20 protein-coding genes are annotated in these 21,228 nt (G+C 68.1%); 5 read left to right on the top strand and 15 right to left on the bottom strand.

The genetic code is table 11. The features are described 5' to 3' along the window. Nucleotides 1-15: 15 nt before the first annotated feature. The 5 genes from Q8S38_RS19890 to Q8S38_RS19870 all read right to left on the bottom strand — a co-directional run bounded on the left by Q8S38_RS19890 (nucleotide 16) and on the right by Q8S38_RS19870 (nucleotide 4,249). On the bottom strand, nucleotides 16-1,353 hold the full coding sequence (locus tag Q8S38_RS19890) for a flagellin N-terminal helical domain-containing protein (RefSeq protein ID WP_305682081.1): 1,338 nt from the start codon (nucleotides 1,351-1,353) through the stop codon (nucleotides 16-18). Between the two features lie 252 nt (nucleotides 1,354-1,605). Then, the gene (locus Q8S38_RS19885; RefSeq protein ID WP_305682080.1) at nucleotides 1,606-2,076 is read right to left on the bottom strand and encodes a hypothetical protein; all 471 of its coding nucleotides are present in this window, start codon (nucleotides 2,074-2,076) and stop codon (nucleotides 1,606-1,608) included. A gap of 183 nt (nucleotides 2,077-2,259) precedes the next feature. After that, nucleotides 2,260-2,748 (bottom strand): hypothetical protein, encoded by a 489-nt coding sequence (locus Q8S38_RS19880; RefSeq protein WP_305682079.1) that lies wholly within the window; start codon nucleotides 2,746-2,748, stop codon nucleotides 2,260-2,262. A 2-nt stretch (nucleotides 2,749-2,750) separates the two neighbouring features. Next, the gene (locus Q8S38_RS19875) at nucleotides 2,751-3,116 is read right to left on the bottom strand and encodes a rod-binding protein (protein ID WP_305682078.1); all 366 of its coding nucleotides are present in this window, start codon (nucleotides 3,114-3,116) and stop codon (nucleotides 2,751-2,753) included. After that, nucleotides 3,116-4,249, bottom strand: a complete 1,134-nt coding sequence (locus Q8S38_RS19870; protein WP_305682077.1) for a flagellar basal body P-ring protein FlgI — start codon at nucleotides 4,247-4,249, stop codon at nucleotides 3,116-3,118. Before Q8S38_RS19870 ends, Q8S38_RS19875 begins: the two co-directional genes overlap by 1 nt. 227 nt (nucleotides 4,250-4,476) lie before the next feature. On the opposite strand from Q8S38_RS19870, the gene Q8S38_RS19865 reads away from it, so the two are divergent. The 3 genes from Q8S38_RS19865 (at nucleotide 4,477) to Q8S38_RS19855 (ending at nucleotide 5,487) form a co-directional block, all read left to right on the top strand. Further along, a complete protein-coding gene (locus Q8S38_RS19865; protein ID WP_305682076.1) occupies nucleotides 4,477-4,884 on the top strand; it encodes a flagellar assembly protein FliX in 408 nt (135 codons plus the stop codon). A gap of 199 nt (nucleotides 4,885-5,083) precedes the next feature. Beyond that, nucleotides 5,084-5,284 carry a type II toxin-antitoxin system RelE/ParE family toxin gene (locus tag Q8S38_RS25030; RefSeq protein WP_371125925.1) on the top strand — a complete coding sequence of 67 codons (201 nt, stop codon included), beginning with the start codon at nucleotides 5,084-5,086 and terminating at the stop codon, nucleotides 5,282-5,284. Continuing rightward, complete coding sequence (locus tag Q8S38_RS19855) at nucleotides 5,281-5,487, top strand: hypothetical protein (RefSeq protein WP_305682075.1); 207 nt, start codon at nucleotides 5,281-5,283, stop codon at nucleotides 5,485-5,487. The genes Q8S38_RS25030 and Q8S38_RS19855 overlap by 4 nt, the downstream gene beginning before the upstream one ends. Before the next feature lie 13 nt (nucleotides 5,488-5,500). Here the strand turns inward: Q8S38_RS19855 and Q8S38_RS19850 are convergent, their stop codons facing one another. The 3 genes from Q8S38_RS19850 to Q8S38_RS19840 form a co-directional block, all read right to left on the bottom strand. Then, nucleotides 5,501-6,046, bottom strand: a complete 546-nt coding sequence (locus Q8S38_RS19850; RefSeq protein WP_305682074.1) for a 2,4'-dihydroxyacetophenone dioxygenase family protein — start codon at nucleotides 6,044-6,046, stop codon at nucleotides 5,501-5,503. Between the two features lie 97 nt (nucleotides 6,047-6,143). Beyond that, nucleotides 6,144-6,875: an SDR family NAD(P)-dependent oxidoreductase gene (locus Q8S38_RS19845; protein ID WP_305682073.1), complete on the bottom strand. Its 732-nt coding sequence runs from the start codon at nucleotides 6,873-6,875 to the stop codon at nucleotides 6,144-6,146. Between the two features lie 54 nt (nucleotides 6,876-6,929). Further along, nucleotides 6,930-7,778, bottom strand: a complete 849-nt coding sequence (locus Q8S38_RS19840; protein WP_305682072.1) for a hypothetical protein — start codon at nucleotides 7,776-7,778, stop codon at nucleotides 6,930-6,932. Between the two features lie 290 nt (nucleotides 7,779-8,068). Between Q8S38_RS19840 and Q8S38_RS19835 the strand changes: the two genes are divergently transcribed. Beyond that, nucleotides 8,069-9,283, top strand: coding sequence for an NADP-dependent isocitrate dehydrogenase (locus tag Q8S38_RS19835; protein WP_305682071.1), 1,215 nt, complete (start codon nucleotides 8,069-8,071; stop codon nucleotides 9,281-9,283). A gap of 799 nt (nucleotides 9,284-10,082) precedes the next feature. Here the strand turns inward: Q8S38_RS19835 and Q8S38_RS19830 are convergent. The 6 genes from Q8S38_RS19830 to recA all read right to left on the bottom strand — a co-directional run bounded on the left by Q8S38_RS19830 (nucleotide 10,083) and on the right by recA (nucleotide 17,423). Beyond that, nucleotides 10,083-10,901 carry a hypothetical protein gene (locus Q8S38_RS19830; RefSeq protein WP_305682070.1) on the bottom strand — a complete coding sequence of 273 codons (819 nt, stop codon included), beginning with the start codon at nucleotides 10,899-10,901 and terminating at the stop codon, nucleotides 10,083-10,085. Nucleotides 10,902-11,012: 111 nt separating this feature from the next. After that, the gene (locus tag Q8S38_RS19825) at nucleotides 11,013-11,306 is read right to left on the bottom strand and encodes a helix-turn-helix domain-containing protein (RefSeq protein ID WP_305682069.1); all 294 of its coding nucleotides are present in this window, start codon (nucleotides 11,304-11,306) and stop codon (nucleotides 11,013-11,015) included. A 232-nt stretch (nucleotides 11,307-11,538) separates the two neighbouring features. Beyond that, nucleotides 11,539-12,201, bottom strand: a complete 663-nt coding sequence (locus Q8S38_RS19820) for a hypothetical protein (protein ID WP_305682068.1) — start codon at nucleotides 12,199-12,201, stop codon at nucleotides 11,539-11,541. After that, complete coding sequence (locus Q8S38_RS19815) at nucleotides 12,198-13,364, bottom strand: cyclic nucleotide-gated ion channel (protein ID WP_305682067.1); 1,167 nt, start codon at nucleotides 13,362-13,364, stop codon at nucleotides 12,198-12,200. The genes Q8S38_RS19820 and Q8S38_RS19815 overlap by 4 nt, the downstream gene beginning before the upstream one ends. Nucleotides 13,365-13,371: 7 nt before the next feature. Then, on the bottom strand, nucleotides 13,372-16,014 hold the full coding sequence (gene alaS / locus Q8S38_RS19810; protein WP_305682066.1) for an alanine--tRNA ligase: 2,643 nt from the start codon (nucleotides 16,012-16,014) through the stop codon (nucleotides 13,372-13,374). Between the two features lie 323 nt (nucleotides 16,015-16,337). Next, nucleotides 16,338-17,423, bottom strand: coding sequence for a recombinase RecA (gene recA / locus Q8S38_RS19805; protein WP_305682065.1), 1,086 nt, complete (start codon nucleotides 17,421-17,423; stop codon nucleotides 16,338-16,340). Nucleotides 17,424-17,621: 198 nt separating this feature from the next. Here recA and Q8S38_RS19800 point away from each other — a divergent pair, with 198 nt between their 5' ends. Next, entirely contained in the window at nucleotides 17,622-18,650 is a 1,029-nt protein-coding gene (locus tag Q8S38_RS19800; protein ID WP_305682064.1) for a DmpA family aminopeptidase, read from the top strand. A gap of 6 nt (nucleotides 18,651-18,656) precedes the next feature. On the opposite strand, the gene cckA is transcribed toward Q8S38_RS19800, so the two are convergent. Further along, the gene (cckA, locus tag Q8S38_RS19795; protein WP_305682063.1) at nucleotides 18,657-21,155 is read right to left on the bottom strand and encodes a cell cycle histidine kinase CckA; all 2,499 of its coding nucleotides are present in this window, start codon (nucleotides 21,153-21,155) and stop codon (nucleotides 18,657-18,659) included. Nucleotides 21,156-21,228 lie beyond the last annotated feature (73 nt).

Raw genomic sequence — 21,228 nt, 5'->3', positions numbered from 1 at the left:
GCGGACGAAGTCGGATCAGAACAGACGCAACACGGCCTGGTCGGACTGCGAGGAGAGCGACAGGGCCGTCTGCGACAGCTGCTGGCGGGTCTGCAGCGAGAGCAGGTTGGCGGCTTCCTCGTTGGCGTCGGCGTTCACCAGGTTGGCGGCGCCGGTCGACAGGACGTCGGCCAGATCCTTGGTGAAGTCCTGGCGGGTCTGGGCGACCGACAGGTTGGCACCGAAGGTCGAGGACAGCGACTTGAGCGAGGTCAGGGCGCTGGTCAGGGCCGTCGTGGCCTTTTCCAGATCGGAGTCGTTCTGGAAGTTGATCGTCCCCGTCACCTGAGCGTTGCCGGCCTGCTGGATGCCGATGTTCTCGGAGGTCAGGCTGGTGCCCTGAATGTCGAGCTTGGTCTGGTTCTTGCCGCCCTTTTCGTTGAAGGCGATCGTCACCTTGTCACCGGCGAGCAGGTTGACGCCGTTGAAGCCCGCATCCTTGGCCAGCGAGTCGATCTGCGTGCGCAGCGTGTTGTACTGCTCGATCAGGTTCGAACGCGTCGCCGAGGTCACGCCCGAAGAGACGATACCCGTCGTGCGGTCGGTCGCGTTGAGGCCGAAGGCGGCGTTCGACGTGCCGGTCGCCGAGGCCGTGGTGGCGGCAGCGGCGTCCGCGCCGACACCGATACCGACGCCGAGTGTCTCCGAGCCGGTGCCCTTGACGTTGAGCAGGCCCTTCTCGTCGACGAAGGCGGTGGCGACACCCGAGCTGTTGATCGCGTTGACGACGTCGCGGACGGTCGTGTTGGCGGTCAGCGCGACCGAGATGTTGGTCGTGGAGGTCGCCGCGGCCGGGTTGGTGACGATCTGGATGTTCAGGGCCGGGGTCGCGGTGGTGTCGACGCCGAGGTCACCTGCCGCACCGGCGGTCGCGGTCGCAACCGTGGTGTCGCCGGCGCTGCCCACGCGCTTGTCGAGGGCGATGTCCTTCAGGCTCTTGCTGGTCAGCGCGGCTTCGCCAGCGGTGGCGAGGGTCGTGCCGGTGCCAACGACGGTCGGGCGGTTCTGAGCCGCGTCGGCCTGCGCCTGCTTGACGGTGGACTGGAGCGAACCGACCAGCTTGGTGATGCCGTCGATGCCCTTGGAAGCGGCCTGGACGGTCTGGATGCCGTTCGAGATGCCGTCGAGCAGGCCCTTGAGCTGGCTCGAGCGATCGTTCAGCGACTGGGCGGTGAAGAAGTTGACCGGATTGTCGACGGCCGTGTTGACCTTCTTGCCGGTGGCAAGACGGTTCTGAACGGCGGCGGCCTGGCTGGTGATGGTCTGCAGCGAAGCGAGCGAAGAACGGACGCCGTTCGAAATAGCGGTAGCCATGATGATAAACCCTTCTGGTTTGGTGCCTTCTGGCAGTCGCGATCATTCTGGCCGCGACGGGTGGACCATCGGGGGGCAGCTCGTAACAGGAGGTAAATTTCGGCGGTCGAATGCCGGGCTTCGAGGCCGCGCCCGAAAACAGGGTTAACGCCGTGCAAACGGCGGCGGTTGAGGGGCAGACAGCAGAACGCCCGCGCGAGGCGGGCGTCTTGAGAAGGGTCGGAGGGGAGGCGAGGGACGCGGCGGGCGCGCTCAGGCGATGCGTTCGACCTGCGGCCGGTTCGCATCCTCGATCTCGCGGGCTCGGTCGGTCAGTTCGCGGGAATAGATGCGCAGCTTCAGCATGGCCTCGTCGGGGAGCTGCGAGATGGTCTCGCCCGTCTCGCGGTCCTTCTGCTGCATCACCACGGCGCGCGTGCGGGGCTCGATGACGATCCGCCGCTCGACCGCGGTGTCGAGATCCTGCCGCGACTGGCGTTCCTGGTTCTGGCTTTCGGCCGTGCGGCGCTCGAAGGCGGCGCGGGTCTGCTGGTCGCGGGCCCGTGCGTCCTGATCCTGGGCGCGCACGTCGAGCCTGACCGCCTCGCCCGCCTGGGCGGACTGCACCGTCTTCTCGGGCGCGAGTTCGACGCCGACGCTGCCTTGCGTCGCGACGATGTCGGCGCGGGCGACGGGGGGAAGACCTGTGACCGGGGCGGTCCTGGATGGGCTGCCGAAATCCATGGTTTCACTCCTTCTGGAGTCGGGCCCAGCGACGCGGCGCCGCTGCTTGCCCTCGACTTCGGACGGGATGGACCCCTCCGAACCTGCCCAATGTGGCAGGAAAGATTGAATCCCCCGTCAAGAAGTTAGGTAAATATTGAGGGTTTCCGGTGCAGCCGCCCGAATGGGCTTGCAGCTCTGGCGTCAGAGCCGCCGCGACACCATCAGGGGCCCCGAATTCGGCCGCGCGAAGGCGCCCGCGCCGACGGTGGCCGTCGGCCCGTAGCCGCCTGCGCGCGATGGCCGGTTGGCGTCGGCGGCGAGGTCGCGAATGATCGATTCCGAAACCGCGCGGGCCGTGGCGAGCACGATCTGGTTGGTCTCGATCAGCGTCTGGAAGGAGAGATGGGCCGCCTTCAGGCGCTGGACCTGATCGGGCACGAAGCGGGCGAGCGCCACCGCGTTGAGCTTCACCTGCTCGACGCCGCGCATATAGATGCCGGCGAGTTCGGTCTTGCGGGCCTCGCGCGTCATCGCCTCGGGCAGACGCCCGCCCCGGACGAGCTCGGTCTCCTCGCCGACGAGATGCGAGAGCGCCGACAGCGCCTCCAGCACGCTCTCGATCAGCGCCCGGGCCTCGAGCGGGCTGGAAATGCGCGGCCGCTCGTCGAGAACGCGTCTGGCAACCGACATCATCAGGCTCCGGCGGCCTGCGCCGGGGCGGCGGCGCCCGACTGCTCCTGCACCCGCAGCAGATCGCGCAGGATGCTGTCGGACAGACCGAGGCCGCCGGCCTTCTGGATCTGCTTGGCGTATTCCTGGGTGAGCTGCGACTTGTAGATGTCGCCGCCGATGCCGTTCTCGCCGAGCGGGCCCTCGCTGCCTTCCGGCGCGGCCATGATCTGCTGCGTCACCTGCTCCAGGAACATGGTCTCGAAATCATCGGCCTGCTTCTTGGCCTTCGCCTTGGCCGGGTCCAGCGCGTTGGCCAGACCGCCGATCAGGTTGCCGGCGACGTTGAGGCCGAGCTTGGCGGCCGGCAGCGCAAGGGTCGCACTCATTACATCACCTCGATTTCGGCCTGCAGGGCGCCGGACGCCTTGATGGCCTGGAGAATGGAGATCAGGTCGCGCGGGCCGATGCCGAGCGCGTTCAACCCGTCGACGAGTTCGGCCAGGGTGACGCTCTCGCGGACCAGGGCCAGCTTGTTGGCGGCGCCGGTGTCGACCTTCACATTGGTGCGCGGCGTGACCACGGTCTCACCATTCGACAGCGGCTCGGGCTGGCTGACCTGCGGCTGCTCGGTGATCGTCACCGTGAGGTTGCCCTGCGCGACGGCCACCGTCGAGACGCGGACATCCTTGCCCATGACGATGATGCCGGAGCGCTCGTCGATGACGATGCGGGCGAGCTGGTCGGGCTCGATCCGGAGCTGCTCGATATCGGTGAGCATCCGGATCATGTTGCCCTGGAAGCGCGGCGGGATCTGCAGCACGACGGTCGACGGATCGGTCGGCTCGGCCGCTTCGCCGCCGAGGAAATCGTTGATCGCGGCGGCCATGCGGCGCGCGGTGGTCAGATCCGGGTTGCGCAGCGACAGCCGAAGCGTCTTGAGCTTGTTCAGCGCGAAGTCGATCTCGCGCTCGACCACGCCGCCATTGGCGATGCGGCCGACGGTGGGCACGCCGCGGGTGATCTTGCTGGCGTCGCCCTCGGCCGAGAAGCCGGCGATCGCGACCGGCCCCTGCGAGACCGCATAGACCTCGCCATCGGCGCCCAGCAGCGGCGTCACCAGCAGCGTGCCGCCCTGCAGCGATTTGGCGTCGCCCAGCGCCGAGACGGTGACGTCGATGCGCGTGCCCTGGGTGGCGAATGGGGGCAGGTTGGCGGTCACCATCACGGCGGCGACGTTGGCGGTGCGCATGTTGGCGCCGCGCGTGTTGACGCCGAGGCGCTCCAGCATCGCCGTCAGCGACTGCTTGGTGAAGGGGGCGTTGTTGAGCGTGTCGCCGGTGCCGTTGAGGCCGACGACGATGCCGTAGCCGAGGATCTGGTTGGAGCGGACGCCCTCGACGGAGGCCAGGTCCTTGATCCGCGACAGCGCCTGAGCCGGGCCCGACGCCAGCGCCAGGCCGAGCGCGAGCAGCGCGGCCAGCGGCTTCAGCAGGGATTTCAGGGCGACTGTGCGCAGCATGGTCTCACCGGCAGGAGGAAACGTCCGGACACTCTCCTGCGATCCGCGTGCCACACGCCGACAAATTGAAAGTGCTGATTTATCAGTTGTTTGGAAATCAGCGGCAGGGTGAGCCCGGCGCAAACCCGGCGGCCGATCCTGCCGGGGCGGCAGTTTCTGCCGGGTGGTTTACCGTCTGTTAACCGTGCCGGCGCGAGGGTTTGCATGACCGATATCGCGAGGCGACCATGATCCGGATCGACCAGCGCGCACCCATCTCCAACGCCGGGCCGGCTGGGCCTGCGAGGCGCGCGGGGGGCGCCGCCTTTACATTGCCGACCAAGGAGGGCGCCGCCAGCGCCCGCAGCGCTGGCGTCTCCGCGTCGGGCCCGCTCGACACGCTGCTCGCGGTCCAGGCCTATGAGGAGCCGCAGGAGCGCAAGAAGCGCCAGGCCAAGCGCGGCCACGACCTGCTCGACGGGCTCGACCGGCTCAAGGCGGCGCTGCTCTCAGGCCGCGTCAACATCTCCGAGCTCGAACAGATCAGGGCCAACCTGACCCAGCGGCGCGAGGCGACCGACGATCCGCGCCTGGACGACGTGCTGGCGCATATCGAACTGCGCGCGGCGGTGGAGCTGGCCAAGCTCGGACGGTGAGATAGCATGGGGGCAACTGACCCCCTGCCGAGTTACTCCCGATGGGTTGGCACGTTCTCGTCGACGCCGAATTTGCCGTGGAACTGGCGCAGCTTCCCGAAGCTGTGCGCGATGAGATTTCCGCTCTCGCCTTGTTCTTGGCCGAGGTTGGGCCCGGCGCCCGCATTCCGACACTCTGAACGGGTCGCGCTTCGCAAATATGAAGGAGCTGCGTTTCGACGCTCAGGACGGCGTCTGGCGCGTCGCTTATGCATTCGACCCGCTGAGGAACGCCGTGCTATTATGCGGTGCGGACAAGTCCGGCGTCTCGCAGCGTCGTTTTTACAAGGCGCTCATCGCCAAGGCTGATCGCCGCTTCGCAGCCCATCTCGCGAGGTTGAACAGGGAGACGTCAGCATGACAGCGCCCGGCCACCCGGTTCCGATGGAGGACATCCTCGCCACGCTTCCGGAGGAGCGCCGGAAGCGCATCGCACAACGCGCGCGAGAACTCATTGCGGAGCATTTCGCCGAGCCCCCCGAGGACGTTGCGCATCCATCCGCATCGGAGCAGGAAACCACGCAGGGACAAACGGTTTTACTGAAGAACCGGCGCGGAGCCTGACGCACCGTCCGCCCTACCGGATGAACTGGTCGGCATACTCCGCGCCCAGCCCGTTGCTGGCATAATGCGCGCGGCATTTGTCGAGCCGCGTGAAGACGTCGTCATAGCCCAAGCACTTGCCGTCCGGGTCGACATAGATCATCGCGCCGTTGACCTGGAACATGGTGATCATCTCCTCGGTGTCGGGATCGACCACCAGCGTGTGGGTCTCGCCCGGGGCCTCGTAGACGTAAGCCCCTTCCGTCGCGACCCAGTCATGCTCGAGGTAGCGCCACTTCCCCTTCAGCACATAGCCATGGACCGGCTGGGGGTGGCGATGGCGCGAGAGCACGCCGGAACGGCGGACCCGCAGCAGGTTCATCCAGTAGCCGCGCGTTACGCTCAGGCAGAGCGGCCGGAACCAGACATTGTCGTCGACCGGCACCCAGATGCGCTCATCGGTCGGAATGACGTTGGGCACGATCAGCTCGGGCGGGGAATCCTTCGGCTGGGGATGGCGGTAGGGCGTCCAGCGCTCGGCCTCGCTGGCGGCGACCGGAATGGGGCTGACCTTGTTCATCGCGTTTCTCCCGTTTGATGTTGGCTGAACCGTCGTTGCCGAACTGATTCAGATGTGCCCGGCATCGTCTTGTGCCGGTTGCGTTTCTTGCTGGCGGTCAAACCGCCAGATAGCCGCCGTCGACCGGCAGGATGGTGCCGGTGATGAAGCCCGCCGCATCCGAGAGCAGGAAGGCGATGGCGCCGCCGACATCGGCTGGCTGCCCCCAGCGGTTCATCGGCGTGCGCGCCAGGATCGGCGCCGAGCGGGCGGCATCCTCGACCAGCGGCCGCGTCAGCTCGGTCTCGATCCAGCCCGGGGCGACGGCGTTGACGCGGATGCCGTCGCTCGCCCAGGCGGCGGCCAGCGACTTGGTGAGCTGGCCGATCGCGCCCTTGGAGGCCGCATAGCCCGGCGCATAGGCCGAGCCGTGGAAGGTCAGCATCGAGGCGATGTTGACGATCGCGCCCTTGCCGGCGGCGAGCTTGTCCTTCGCCGCCAGGCACATCCGCATCGTGCCGCTGAGATTGACCTCGATGGTCAGGCGGAAGGCGTCGATCTCGAATTCCTTGCCGCCGCGCTGGATCATGCCGGCGCAGTTGACCAGCGCGTCGAGCCGCGGGCAGGCGGCGACGGTTGCCGCGACCTCGGCGTCCCTGGTGACGTCGAGCCGGGCATGGCGGATCGCGGGGTGGGGCGGGGTGGCCGCCACCTCCTCCTCGGTCAGGCCGGTGGCGAGCACCTCGTAGCCGGCTGCTGCCAGCGCCAGCGCGGCGCCCTGGCCGATGCCGCGGGTGCCGCCGGTGACGAGGGCGAAGCGGGGTGTGGAAGAAGGCGCGTCGGTTGTCATGGGCAGGAGACTACCGGGGCGCCGGCTGGACGGGAAGGGCGCCCGCCCTGCATTTCAGGGCGTCGGCAGTTCCAGCCTGAGCAGGGCGGTGCCGTTGGTCTGCAGGTCGCGGCCGACCATGGGCACCTGCCGGCCGAGGCTGAGGTCGAGCGTGGTGCGCCAGGGCGTCGCCAACGGCTGCGTCAGGTCGGCGACGACCTTCACCCGCGGCGTCAGGCTGCCGACGAGGCCGTTCTGCGTGGCGAAGGTGTAGCGGCCGGCGAGCGCGATCTCGGTCGTCAATGTGACGATGTCGTGCGGGCGCAAACGGTAGCCCAGGATGGCCTCGCCGTTCTGCTCGGCGGCGCCGGCCGCGGGGAGATTGCCGCCCGCGGCCGCGCTCCAGACGACCTCGCCGTCCGCATCGGTGCCGCGCGTCAGGCTCCAGCCGAGCCGGGTGTCGGTGCGCTGCCAGCCGCCCTGGCCCGTGACGAGTTCGGTCGACAGCGAAAGCTGGTCGGCGCCGAGCCTCATGCCGACGGCACGTTCGGTCGCGGCCGGCAGCGGGCCTGCGCCCTGCGCCAGCCCGCGGCGGATCGGCGTCGCGGCGATCTCCGGCCGCGCGAGCGGGTTGCGGCCCGCGCCGCGGCGGGGCGAGCCCGGCGCCAGATAGCCCGGAACCTCCGGCGCGGGCTCCGTCGCGGTCGCCTCCCAGCGCGGGATCGGCGCGAACAGGATGGCTTCGGCCTCCTCGCCGAAGGCCGCATCCTGAATCGGGGCCGGCGCGGTCTCGGGCGCCTGCGCCCGGGCGGCGGGCAGGGCGGCCAGCAGCAGGAGCGCGGCGAGGGCGAGGGGGCGATGGGCCCGGGCGGGCGAAGGCCAGGGCAGCGATAGGGGCAACGACGGGTGCGACAACGAAGGCATGGGCAAGGCGATCTTCCCGATCCGGGGGCGGCGAGCCGGCGAAACTCGGGGGCGATGCCGACGATTTTGCGGCGGGTATGGGGCGGTCCGCAGTCCGCCCCTCGGCGTTGCGTGAAAGCCGCGCCCGGTCGCCGGGGCTTGCCTGTGGCGTGGCGCGCTTTCGCAGCGCCTTAGCCGAAAACCGCATTTCCCTTTCCGGGTCGATGCTTTAGGACACGCCCAACCGCCTGCGGCGTCTCTGCCGCAGGCTGGACGCGTTTCAATCTGGCCAGAAGCAGGGGTCGTTTCACATGAGCAAGATCAAGGTCGCCAACCCGGTCGTCGACATGGACGGCGACGAGATGACCCGCATCATCTGGCAGAAGATCAAGGACACGCTGATCTTCCCCTATCTCGACCTCGAACTCGACTATTACGACCTCTCGGTCGAGAACCGCGACGCCACCGACGACCAGGTGACGATCGACGCCGCCAATGCGACCAAGAAGCATGGCGTCGCCGTGAAATGCGCGACGATCACGCCCGATGAAGGCCGCGTGAAGGAATTCAACCTCAAGTCGATGTGGAAGAGCCCCAACGGCACGATCCGCAACATCCTCGGCGGCGTCATTTTCCGCGAGCCGATCATCTGCAAGAACGTGCCGCGCCTCGTGCCGGGCTGGACCCAGCCGATCGTGATCGGCCGCCATGCCTATGGCGACCAGTACCGCGCCACTGATTTCAAATTCCCCGGCAAGGGCACGCTGTCGATCAAGTTCGTCGGTGAGGACGGTGCGGTGATCGAGAAGGAGGTCTTCAAGGCCCCCGAAGCCGGCGTCGCCATGGCGATGTACAATCTCGACGAGTCGATCCGCGATTTCGCACGGGCGTCGCTGAACTACGGCCTCATCCGCAAGTACCCGGTCTATCTCTCGACCAAGAACACCATCCTCAAGACCTATGACGGGCGCTTCAAGGACATCTTCGAGGAGATCTACCAGGCCGAGTTCAAGGCGCAGTTCGACGCCGCCGGCATCACCTATGAGCACCGCCTGATCGACGACATGGTGGCCTCGGCGATGAAGTGGTCGGGCGGCTATGTCTGGGCCTGCAAGAACTATGACGGCGACGTGCAGTCCGACACGGTGGCTCAAGGCTTCGGCTCGCTGGGTCTGATGACCTCGGTGCTGATGACGCCGGACGGCAAGACGGTGGAGGCCGAAGCCGCGCATGGCACGGTGACGCGCCACTATCGCGAGCACCAGAAGGGCAAGGAGACCTCGACGAACTCGATCGCCTCGATCTTCGCCTGGACCCGTGGTCTCGCCCACCGCGCCAAGCTCGACGGCAATGCCGAGCTCGCCAGGTTCGCGACCCTCCTCGAGAAGGTCACGGTCGACACCGTCGAGGCCGGCGACATGACCAAGGATCTGGCCCTGCTGGTCGGCGCCGAGCAGAAGTGGCTCTCGACCACCGGCTTCCTTGAGAAGGTCAGCGAGAACATGAAGAAGGCCATGGCCGCCTGAGCGGGCCTCAGCCTCTCGTGACGACACGAGCCCGGCCGGCGACGGCCGGGCTTTTTCGTTGAGGCGTGTTTGTCTCGGAACGCGCGGGTCATCCCGGACAAGCGGCATAGCCGCGCCGATCCGGGATCCATTCCGGAGCCTTTCCGATCGAGGTTCCGGAATGGGTCCCGGGTCTCCGCTGCGCTGCGCCCGGGACGACGTCGCGCTTGGGGCAGATGGGATCGGTTTCCTCTACGCGTCATCCTGGACAAGCCGCGGCACGCGGCGCAGGCCGGGATCCATCCCAGGGCTGGACAGCGCCCTCTGATGGATCCCGGTCGGCCTGCGGCCGCCCAGGATGACGGGGGTGGTTCGGGGGGAAAATCATAAGGCAGCACACCGAAAGCCCCGACCGGCCGAGAGCCGCGGGGTTTCGCACCAATTCCCCCGAGGGGATGCGCGGAGCCGGGTGGCGCGCGGACCAGAGCCGAGTGCCGATGTCGAGTGTCGATGTCGAGATGTCGATGCAGCGCCGATCTCGCGCCGCCCGGCTCCGCGCGCGGGGATTTTGGGCGTCGCGGCTGGTCGTCCCTGACGAGGGGACTTACGGCCATTCAGCCTCCGGGAGCCCCCGCCCGCGACGGCGACGCCTCCCGAAACCCGCCACTCCACCCGGCCGCACGACGCCTCGCGACAGCCCCCTTGGTCGGGTGCAGCGGGGGGAGGATAGGGGCGGGCGGGGCTGCGGGGATAAGGGGTGGAGGTTATGCCCGTGTCGGCTGTGGGCAGGAAACTGACGTCTCGCGCCTCATCGCCGAGGTTACTTGGCCACCCCGGCAGTGCTCCATTCGCCGACCGTAGCGTCGGCCTCCAACACAGCTTCGTTCAGGGTCCAGCGTGGGATGCTCCGCATCCGGTCCAGTTCCGCGAAAACGCGGGTAAAGCCTCCATCCGGCGAAATCTCGCGGAGAGCCGCGTCCAGTTCCTGTCCGAACCCTTGGAAGCCTTCGGCATCGACCTCGCTCAAGTGAATCTGGTTCCACTTCGCGACGAAAGAAGGAGCTTGGAATAGAATGGCGGCCGTCTCCATCGTTCTGAATGTTCCGAGTTTCCCCATAGCAACAAGCTTTGAAGCGGCCGGTCCGATGTAACGTCGCATTATCTCTCGGTAGTCACGGAGATAGGATGGATCGACGTCGAGATACTCGACCGATGGTTTTCGACCCGCGCGATCTGAGGACCCGGACCAATCTCGTGGAAAGACAAAAGAGGCGGGTGTCGTCAGAAGAATTTCAGCTCTCAGCAAATCCACGCCGGTTGGCTGCGGGGCATGGACGAGCTGATCCACGGCCTCGCTCGGAACAATATCTCGAAAATAAACGAACTCGACATGGCTCCAGACGGGCGCATCAGATTGGCTCTTGAAAACCGAGTGATGGCGGTAGAGGGCGCGACCAAGGTATGTTTTGCCAAAGCCAGCCCATTCACTCGCCGCCTGTTCAAGCGCCTCACGGGCCTGTGTCGATCTCGTGTCCAATGTTCGCGCCAGCACGACGAGGCGGTCGCCCTGCTCGATGGAGACGATCTGCTGCTCGTCCAAAGCGACCATGCCTTCGTTCAGCTTCCCCGTTACGCTCATAGCCAGAGCCTACGCCTCACTCGGGATGCCTGACATGGTCGCAAGCTGACTCCGTCATCGCATTCAAGGACCACGGGATCAGGCCGTTTCGCCCTCCGCCTCACAACAGTATCACCCCGCCACCGTCTCCGCCGCCGCGATCTCCAGCGACACGCTCAAGCCCGCCGCTGTCGCGATGCCGGTCAGGGCGTCGAGGCTGAATATGCTGATCTTGCCGCGCAGGAGATCGTTGAGGCGCGGCTGGGTCGGGCCGAGGCGGCGTGTGGCTTCCGCCTGGGACAGGTTCCATGACGAGACGACAACTTCGATCGCATCCATGAGGTTGGAGCGCATGGCGAGATGGCGCACCTCGGCCGGTGTGTCGCAGAGCGCCGCAAAAGCGTTGTCGAACCTCTCGCCGGTCATCGCTCGATCTCCCCGGAGTAGATGAGACGCCGCATCATAGCGCCATTCCGGGGCGGGCCGAAGGCCCGAGTCCGGAACCCATGACCACGACTGTTGCTGGGGCAGGCGCCGACATCGCGCGGCCTATCGTCGTCTGCGGTGGTCATGGATTCCGGGCTCTTCGCTGGCGCGAAGCCCCGGAATGACAAGCCGTGGTTCGTGTGGTGACCAGGACGGGAGCTTGCGCTCGCCCTCACTCCACGCTCACCGCCCTCATCGCCAGCACGCGTAGCCCGCTGACGGGGGCGTCCATTACATAGCGCAGCTCATAGACGCCGGGCTGGTCGGGGCCGTCCAGCGTCGCCTCGACGTTCTCCTGCGGGAAGAAGGACGGGCCATCGGTGTTGGGGGCGGCGCCGGCGGGGACCAGCACGACGCGGTCGCGCTCGCCATTGGGGCCGATGCCGCGCACCGGCAGGGCCTGGCCGCGGCCGATGCGGGCGGGCGCGGCCAGGGTCGCCTGCGGCGGCGTGGTTACGAGCGGCTGGCGCAGCAGGATGACGGGGGCGCCGTCCTGGTCGCGCGTCAGGCGCAACTCATAGGCGCCGGCCTCGCCCGGCGTGGGCAGGCTGGCCGAGGGGCGAGCACGCAGCGGCACCACGACGATGGCGCTTCCCGCCGGATCGGCCGGGCGGGCGATGGCGAGCCGCGCCCCCTCCGGCGCACGGCTGGCAAGCACACTCAGGGGCGAGCCCGCCATCACCCGCTGCGAGGCGGAGAGCGCCGGGCCTGCGGGCTGCGGCGGCTTGCGGGAGGCCTGCTGCTGGGCCTGTGTCTGCGACGGGGCGCCGGCGAGCGACAGCGCGGCCAGCGGCAGGGCGGCTGCCGCCAGCAGGACGAGGTGGCGACGCCTCATGCGTCGCGCGCCAGCTTGCGGATATGGGCGGCGAGTTTCGGGCTGCGCGCGGTCAGGGCGCGGAAGTCGATCTGGTCGAGCACGAGCAGCTTGGTCGGCGCGGTCGCGACCGCGGCGTTGACGCCTGACGCGTGGCTCGTGATCGCGACGTCGTCCAGCGTCAGTGCGCCGAAAAAATGGCCTTCGTCCAACGTCGCCTTTCCCTCCGGCAAGGCGAGCTCGACCTCGCCGCTGGCGACGAAATAGAGCGCCTGCAGTGGCTCGCCCTCATGCGTGACGACAACGCCGTTGCGCACCGTGCGGGCGCGCAGGAACTGCATCACCTCCGCGATCTCCACCGCATCGAGTTGGCCAAACAATGGCACGCGCGCGATCATGCTCCAGGTCACGACGAATTCGCGGCGGTGGATTTCCTGTGCGAAGGCGGTGGCGACGATGCCGACCGGCAGCGCCAGCATGACCAGACCGAGCACGGCGGTGACGGCGGCCACCGCCTTGCCCGCCGCGGTGATCGGCGAGACGTCGCCATAGCCGACCGTGGTCAGTGTGATGATCGCCCACCACATCGCGTCGGGAATCGTGCCGAGCTTGTCGGGCTGGGCCTCGTGCTCGACGAGATGCATCAGGCTGGCCGTCATCAACATTACGCCCATCAGCACGACGAAGCAGGCGAAGAGCGCCTTGCGCTCGGCGTGGAGTGCGGCGGCGAGCGAGGCCATGCCCGGCGAATAGCGCCCGAGCTTGAAGAAGCGCAGCAGCCGCAGCAGCAGCAGCACCCGCAGATGGCTGTAGCCGAAGACCGAGAACAGCAGGGGCAAGGTCGCCAGCAGATCGATGATCGCGGGGGGCGACAGGGCATAGGCCAGCCTGGCCTTCGCGGCGGGCAGGGTCCGGTAGCGCATATGCTCGGGAGCGACCCAGAGGCGCGCGGCGTATTCCAGCGCGAAGATCGCCAGCGAGACGCTTTCGAGCGCGTGGAAGGCCGGGCCGAAACGCTGCGCCAGGTCGGGAACCGATTCCAGGACGATCGCCGCGACGTTGGCGCAGATCAGTAGGACGAGCCCGCGATGGATCGCGGTGGCGACCGGGTCGTCGCCCGCGCCATGGTCGAACCAGAGATGCACCCGGCGCCGCCATCCCATCGCAGAGGCGGCGGCGTCCATGATGTCTTCAGCCCATCGCGGCGGCGACGGCGTCGAGCGCGGCTTGCGCCTTGTCGCCGTCGGGCCCGCCGGCCTGGGCCATGTCGCGGCGTCCGCCGCCACCCTTGCCGCCGAGCGCCTCCGACGCTGCGCGCACCAGCGCGACCGCGTCGAAGCGCTCGGTCAGGTCCGGCGTCACGCCGACGACGACGCCGGCCTTGCCGTCCTCGGCGACGCCGACAATGGCGACGACGCCCGAGCCGATGCGGGTCTTGGCCTCGTCGGCGAGGCTCTTCAGATCCTTCATCTCGACGCCGCTGATGGCGCGCGCCAGGAGCTTCGTGCCGGCGATCTCCTGGACCGGGGCTTCAGCCTCGCCGCCGCCGCCCATGGCGAGCTTCTTGCGGGCATCCGACAGTTCGCGATCGAGCTTGCGGCGCTCCTCGATCAGGGCGGTGAGCCGGTTGCCGGCCTCATGGGCGGGGACCTTGAGCAGGCTGGCGAGCCCGTCGAGCAGGCGCGATTCGGTGTTGAGGCGCAGACGGGCGCCGTTACCGGTCATCGCCTCGAGGCGGCGCACGCCGGCGGCGACCGCGCTTTCGCCGACGACGCTGACGAGGCCGATATCGCCGGTGCGGCTGGCGTGGGTGCCGCCGCAGAGCTCGACCGAATAGGCGCGGCCGGTGGTGTTCGTGCCCATCGCGACGACGCGGACCTCATCGCCATATTTCTCGCCGAACAGCGCGCGGGCGCCCGAGGCGATCGCCTCGTCGACGCTCATCAGCCGGGTCGAGACCGGCTCGTTCTTCAGCACGATGGCGTTGGCGATCTCCTCGACCTCGCGCAGTTCCTCATCCGAAATCGGCTTGGGATGCGAGAAATCGAAGCGCAGCCGATCGGGCGAGACCAGCGAGCCCTTCTGCGCGACATGGTCGCCGAGGACGAGACGCAGCGCCTCGTGCAGCAGATGGGTGGCGGAGTGGTTGGCGCGGATCGCGGTGCGGCGGGCATGATCGACGGTGAGCTCGACGGCGGCGCCGCGCTTGAGCACCCCATCCTTGACGGTGACGGCATGGGCGAAGACATCGCCGAGCTTCTTCTGGACATCGCTGACCGCTGCCACGAGGCCGGCGCCGCGGACCGTGCCGGCATCGCCGACCTGGCCGCCGGACTCGCCGTAGAACGGGGTCTGGTTGACGATCATCAGGCCGGTTTCGCCGGCTGCGAGGCTCTCGACCTCGGCATTGTCCCGGATCAGCGCGGTGACGACGCCCTCGGCGGTCTCGGTGTCGTAGCCGAGGAATTCGGTGGCGCCGAGCTTGTCGCGCAAGGGGAACCAGAGCTTCTCGGTCGCGGCCTCGCCGGTGCCGGCCCAGGCGGCGCGTGCCTTGGCCTTCTGCTGCTGCATGGCGGCATCGAAGCCATCCGTGTCGACGGTGACGCCGCGCGCGCGCAGCGCATCCTGCGTCAGATCGAGCGGGAAGCCGTAGGTGTCGTAGAGGGTGAAGGCGACGTCGCCCTTCAGGCTCTGGCCGGAGGTCAGGTCCTTCGCCGCGTCGTCGAGCAGGGTCAGGCCGCGGGCGAGGGTGGTGCGGAAGCGGGTTTCCTCGAGCTGCAGCGTCTCGGAGATCAGGGCCTCGGCGCGCAGCAGCTCGGGATAGGCGCGGCCCATCTCGCGGGTCAGCACGGGCACGAGCTTGTGCAGCAGCGGGTCCCGGGCGCCGAGCAGCTGCGCATGGCGCATGCCGCGGCGCATGATCCGGCGCAGCACATAGCCGCGGCCCTCGTTCGAGGGCAGCACGCCGTCGGCGATCAGGAAGGCCGCGCAGCGCAGATGGTCGGCGATGACGCGGTGGCTCGCCTTCATCGGCCCGTCCGAGGGCACGTTGGTGAGGTCGGCGATGGCGGAGATCAGGGCCGCGAACAGGTCGATCGCATAATTGTCATGCGTGCCCTGGAGCACGGCGGCGATGCGCTCGAGGCCCATGCCGGTGTCGATCGAGGGGCGGGGCAGGTTGGTGCGAATGCCGCCCGCCGCTTCCTCGTATTGCATGAAGACGAGGTTCCAGATCTCGATGAAGCGGTCGCCATCCTCGTCGGGCGAGCCCGGGGGGCCGCCGGGGATGTGGTCGCCATGGTCGTAGAAGATCTCGGAGCAGGGGCCGCAGGGGCCGGTATCGCCCATGCGCCAGAAATTATCCGAGGTCGGGATGCGGATGATCTTTGAGTCGGTGAGGCCGGCGATCTTCTTCCAGAGGCCATGGGCCTCGTCGTCCTCGGAATAGACCGTGACGGTCAGCTTCTCCTTGGGCAGGCCGTATTCGCGGGTGACCAGGGTCCAGGCGTGCTCGATCGCCTGTTCCTTGAAATAATCGCCGAAGGAGAAGTTCCCCAGCATCTCGAAGAAGGTGTGGTGGCGCGCGGTGTAGCCGACATTGTCGAGGTCGTTGTGCTTGCCGCCGGCGCGGACGCATTTCTGCGCGGTGGTGGCACGCACGTAAGGACGCTTCTCCTGGCCGGTGAAGACGTTCTTGAACTGCACCATGCCCGAATTGGCGAACATCAGCGTCGGGTCGTTGCGCGGCACGAGCGGGCTCGACGCCACCACCTCATGGCCCTGGCCCTTGAAATAGTCGAGGAAGGTGGACCGGATTTCGTTGACGCCGCTCATCGCTGTTCGAACTCTTGGCTATTGGGCTGCCGTCCGGGCCCAAGACCGGCGGTTTCCAAGCGTTCTAGTCAGGCGACATGCCGCTGTCGAGAGAGGCGCGTGGCTCAACACCTTGTGCGCAAACGCAAACGGACGGCCCGAGAGCCGCCCGTGTCGCCGTCCACATCATTCCAGCCAAACCTGCCGTCATCCCGGGCGATCGGAGGGAGACCCGGGGTCCATTCCGGAACCTTTCCGATCAATGCTCGGGAATGGATCCCGGATCTTCGCTTCGCTGCGTCCGGGATGACGGCGAGGATGTCGCCGCCAGCCGGAGCCTGCGCTCAGGCCTCGCCCTCGTCGAGATCGTCGGCGCTGGGCGTCGCCTGGTCGAGGATGCGATCGGCCAGCACACCGGAATTCTGCCGGATCATCGCTTCGATCTTGGCGGCCATTTCGGGATTGGCCTTGAGGAACGTCTTGGCATTCTCGCGGCCCTGGCCGAGGCGCTGGCTGTCGAAGGAGAACCAGGCGCCGGATTTCTCGACGATGCCGGCCTTGACGCCGAGATCGACGAGCTCGCCGACCTTGGAGATGCCCTCGCCGAACATGATGTCGAACTCGACCTGCTTGAAGGGCGGCGCGACCTTGTTCTTGACGACCTTGACGCGGACCTGGTTGCCGGTGGCCTCCTCGCGGTCCTTCAGCGTCGCGACGCGGCGGATGTCGAGGCGCACGGAGGCGTAGAACTTCAGCGCGTTGCCGCCGGTCGTGGTCTCCGGCGAGCCGTACATCACGCCGATCTTCATGCGGATCTGGTTGATGAAGATGACCATGCAGTTCGAGCGCGAGATCGACGCGGTCAGCTTGCGCAGGGCCTGGCTCATCAGGCGGGCCTGGAGGCCGGGCTGGACGTCGCCCATCTCGCCCTCGATCTCGGCGCGCGGGGTGAGGGCTGCGACCGAGTCGACGACCAGCACGTCGATCGCGCCGGAGCGGACGAGGGTGTCGGTGATCTCGAGCGCCTGCTCGCCGGTGTCGGGCTGGGAGATCAGCAGGTCGTCGAGATTGACGCCGAGCTTGCGGGCATAGACCGGATCGAGCGCGTGCTCGGCATCGACGAAGGCGCAGACGCCGCCCTTCTTCTGGGCCTCGGCGATGGTGTGGAGCGCCAGCGTGGTCTTGCCGGAGGATTCAGGACCGTAGATCTCGATGACGCGGCCGCGCGGCAGGCCGCCGACGCCGAGCGCGATGTCGAGGCCGAGCGAGCCGGTCGAAATCGTCTCGATCTCGATCGCCTGCTGGTTCTTGCCCAGGCGCATGATCGAGCCCTTGCCGAAGGCGCGCTCGATCTGCGAGAGCGCCGCATCCAGCGCCTTGGCCTTGTCCATCGAGGACCCTTCCACCAGTTTCAGATTCGCCTGACTCACGATTCGCGCTCCTTATGGCAGGGGCGCGGGGACATCTCAATCCGCGCCGATGGCCAAGATTGGTCATGGTTTGTTCTCGCGGGCAAGTTCTTTTTTTGTTCTCGCGCAATGCTTGCTGACAGGAGATGTCAGGAGTTGTTGACGGCCCGGTCTCGCGGGGGCGCTGGCGGCCAGGCTGGCTTCAAAGGGGTGACGGTATTGAGCAAGCGCGCACGCGGTTATGGTCTGGTCTGCGGGACGCTGCCGCCGGGGCCGCTCAACGCGATCACCGATGTCGCGGGGGTGCACGTCGGGCATCGCAGCCTGCGCCAGGGCGATGTCCTGACCGGCTTCACGGCGGTGTTGCCGCATGAGGGCGACCTGTTTCGCGACAAGCTGCGGGCGGGCTGCGACATCATCAACGGCTTCGGCAAGAGCGTGGGGCTGGTGCAGCTTGCGGAACTCGGCCAGATCGAGACGCCGATCCTGCTGGGCAACACCTTTTCTGTCGGCGTCGGGTTCGACGCGCTGGTCAGCCGGGCCCTGGCGGACAACGCCGACATCGGGCGCGAAACGGGCACGGTCAATCCGCTGGTACTGGAATGCAATGACGGGTTTCTCTCCGACATCCGCGCGCGGGCCCTGACCGAGGCCGACGCCCATGCCGCGCTGGATGCCGCGACGGGCGGGCCGGTCGCCGAGGGCTCGGTCGGCGCCGGCTCTGGGATGAGCGCCTTCGGCTTCAAGGGCGGCATCGGCACGGCCTCGCGGCTGATGCGGCTGGGCGGGCGCGACTTTACGCTCGGCGTGCTCGTGCTCGCCAATTTCGGCAATGCCGGCGATCTGGTCCTGCCGGATGGGCGCCGGCCCGTGCCGCCGGCTGCTGGGTCTGCAACGCCGGAGCGCGGCTCGGTCATCATCGTTCTGGCGACGGATCTGCCGCTGGAGTCACGCCAGCTGACCCGGGTGGCACGACGCTGCGGCGCGGGTCTGGCGCGGCTGGGGGCCTTCTGGGGCCATGGCAGCGGCGACATCGCCGTGGCGTTCAGCACGGCGGGGCGCATCGCCCATCACGAGGCTGCCGATCTCCTGCCGCTGACCATGCTCAACGAGAGCCGGATCGACCTCCCGTTCCGGGCCGCCACTGAAGCGACGCAGGAGGCGGTGCTCAACGCGATGCTGGCGGCGCCCGCGATTACCGGGCGGGACGGGCATGTGCGCCTGTCGCTGGCCGACGCGCTCGGCTGAGGAACTTCACCCCATCGCCGCCTTCACCGTCTCGACGAGCTGCTTCATCGTGAAGGGCTTGGGCAGGAACTGGAAATCCTCGCCCTCGGGCAGGTTCTTGCGGAAGGCTTCCTCGGCATAGCCGGAGACGAAGACGACCTTGGTGGCGGGGTTGCGCTGGCGCAGCTCGCCGAGCAGCGTCGGGCCGTCCATCTCCGGCATGACCACGTCGGAGACGACGAGGTCGATCTGGCCGTCATGGGCGAGGAAGATGTCGAGCGCCTCGACGCCCGAGGCCGCCTCGTGGACGGTGTAGCCGCGCGAGACCAGCATGCGGGCGTTGAGCGCGCGGACCGCGTCCTCGTCCTCGACCAGCAGGATGATTCCGGCGCCGGTGTGGTCGGCGGCGACCTTCTTGGGCGCCTCCTTGATCGCGGCCTCGGCAGCGATCTCCTCCTCGCTGGGGACATGGCGGGGCAGGAAGATGCGGAAGATCGTGCCGCGGCCGACGACGGAGTCGCAGAAGACGAAGCCGCCGGTCTGCTTGACGATGCCATAGACCATGGAGAGGCCCAGCCCCGTGCCCTTGCCGACCTCCTTGGTGGTGAAGAACGGCTCGAAGATCTTGTCGAGATGCTCGGGCGCGATGCCAGTGCCGGAATCCTCGACCTCGAGCAGGACATAGTCGTCGGCCGGCAGGGCGGCATGGGCGAAGCCCGCGCAGTCGGCGCGCTCGACATTGCGGGTGCGCACAGTGAGCTTGCCGCCATCGGCCATGGCGTCGCGGGCGTTGACCGCGAGGTTGACGATGACCTGCTCGAGCTGGCCGAGATCGGCCTTGACCGGCCAGAGGTCGCGGCCCTGGCGGACGTCGAGCGTGACCTTGTCGGCGACGACGCGCTTCAGCATCAGCGAAAGATCCGACAGCACGTCGCCGAGCTCCAGCACCTGCGGGCGCAGCGTCTGGCGGCGCGAGAAGGCGAGTAGCTGCCGCACCAGCGCCGCGGCGCGGTAGGCGTTCTGCTTGATCTGCATGATGTCGGGGAAGGAGGGGTCCGTCGGGCGGTGGCTCGCCAGCAGGAACTCCGAGGCGTTGATGATCACCTGCAGCACGTTGTTGAAGTCGTGCGCGATGCCGCCGGCGAGCTGGCCGACGGCCTGCATCTTCTGGGCCTGGTCGATGTTGTCCTTGAGCTTGCGCTCGGCGGTGGTCTCCAGCGCGTAGATGATGGCGCGTTCGCCGTCGCCATCCTCGGTCGCAGCCACGGGGGAGAGATAGAGCCGGGCCGAGCGGGCCTCGTCGGTCGCCAGCGTCAGGTCGAGCGGGGTGATCTCGGAGCGGCCCTCCATCGCCTCGGTCAGCGCCCGGTCGAGCCCGCCGCCGACGGCGACGAGATCGTGGATCGTGGTGGGCTGCGGGCCGGCCTGTGTCAGCCGGGCGAAGGCGGCGTTGGCGCGCAGGATCGCGCCGTTGCGGTCGACGGTGGCGATCGCCATCGGCGTCGAGTGGAAGAAGCGGGCGAAGCGGATCTCGGCCTCGCTGCCGCCATCCGTGCCGACCTCGCCCGGCGCGCGGTTCAGAACCAGCGTGCGCGAGGAGCCGGCGCGGCCGTCGCTGCCGAAGGCGACCTGGTGATGCAGGCGCACGGGCAAAGGCGCGCCGTTGCGGCGCTTGAGATCGACGTCGAGCACCTCGATGCGGACATCGCCGGGATGGCCGCGAATGGCCTGGACGAGGGCCGCGGCGCCGGGCGTGGCGATGTCGTCGAGATGCAAGCCCCCTGAGCCGAAGCGGGCGAGGTCGAAATCGAGCCAGCCCGAGAGCGTGGCGTTGAGATAGGAGACCTCGCCATCGGCATCGATCGAGACGAAGCCGGCCGGCGCATGGTCGAGATAGTCGATCGCGTGCTGGAGCTCCTGGAAGGCGTTCTCCTGGCGCTCGCGCTCGGGCGTGACGTCGGAGACCGACCAGAGCGTCGCGGACTTGCCGTCGCGACGCACGGGCGAGACCTTGATGCGGTACCAGCCGACGGCGCCGCGGCCGTTCAGCGCGGGCTCGAGCCGGATTTCCTCGGCGAGCTTGCGGTTCTCGCGGGCGGCGGTGGCGAGGCGGTAGATCGCCTCGGAGACCTCGGCGCGGCCGGTGAACAGGCTGCCGACCGGGCGCAGGTCGCTGGCGCCCTTCGCGCCGGCCAGAGCCAGATAGGCCTCGTTGGCGTAGACGATCGCGGTCTCGCCCTCGGTGACGACGACGCCCTCGTCGGCGCGGTCGACGATCGCCTTGGTCAGGTCGTTGCGGGCGGCGCGGCCGGAGAACTGGATCAGGCCGATGGCGAAGGCGAAGAGGCCGAAGACGCCGACGACCGACAGCAGCGCCAGCAGGCCGAGAATCAGCGGCTGGGCCCATTCATTGGCGATGAAGCCGAGCGCGACCGCGGCGCCGACGAGCAACCCCGCGACGAGCAGGATGACGCCGATATGGCCCGGCTTGTCGGAGCGATCGATCGCAGTCGTGGTGCCGCCCATTGCGGTGTGATCCGTCCCGTTGCCGCCGCGCCGCTCCTAAGGGGAGCGATGCGCGCTAGAATCTGACGCATGA

Source organism: Allobosea sp. (assembly GCF_030695125.1).
Taxonomy (GTDB): domain Bacteria; phylum Pseudomonadota; class Alphaproteobacteria; order Rhizobiales; family Beijerinckiaceae; genus Allobosea.
The sequence above is the reverse complement of the archived record's forward strand: the minus strand, read 5'-3'. Positions and strand labels throughout refer to the sequence as shown.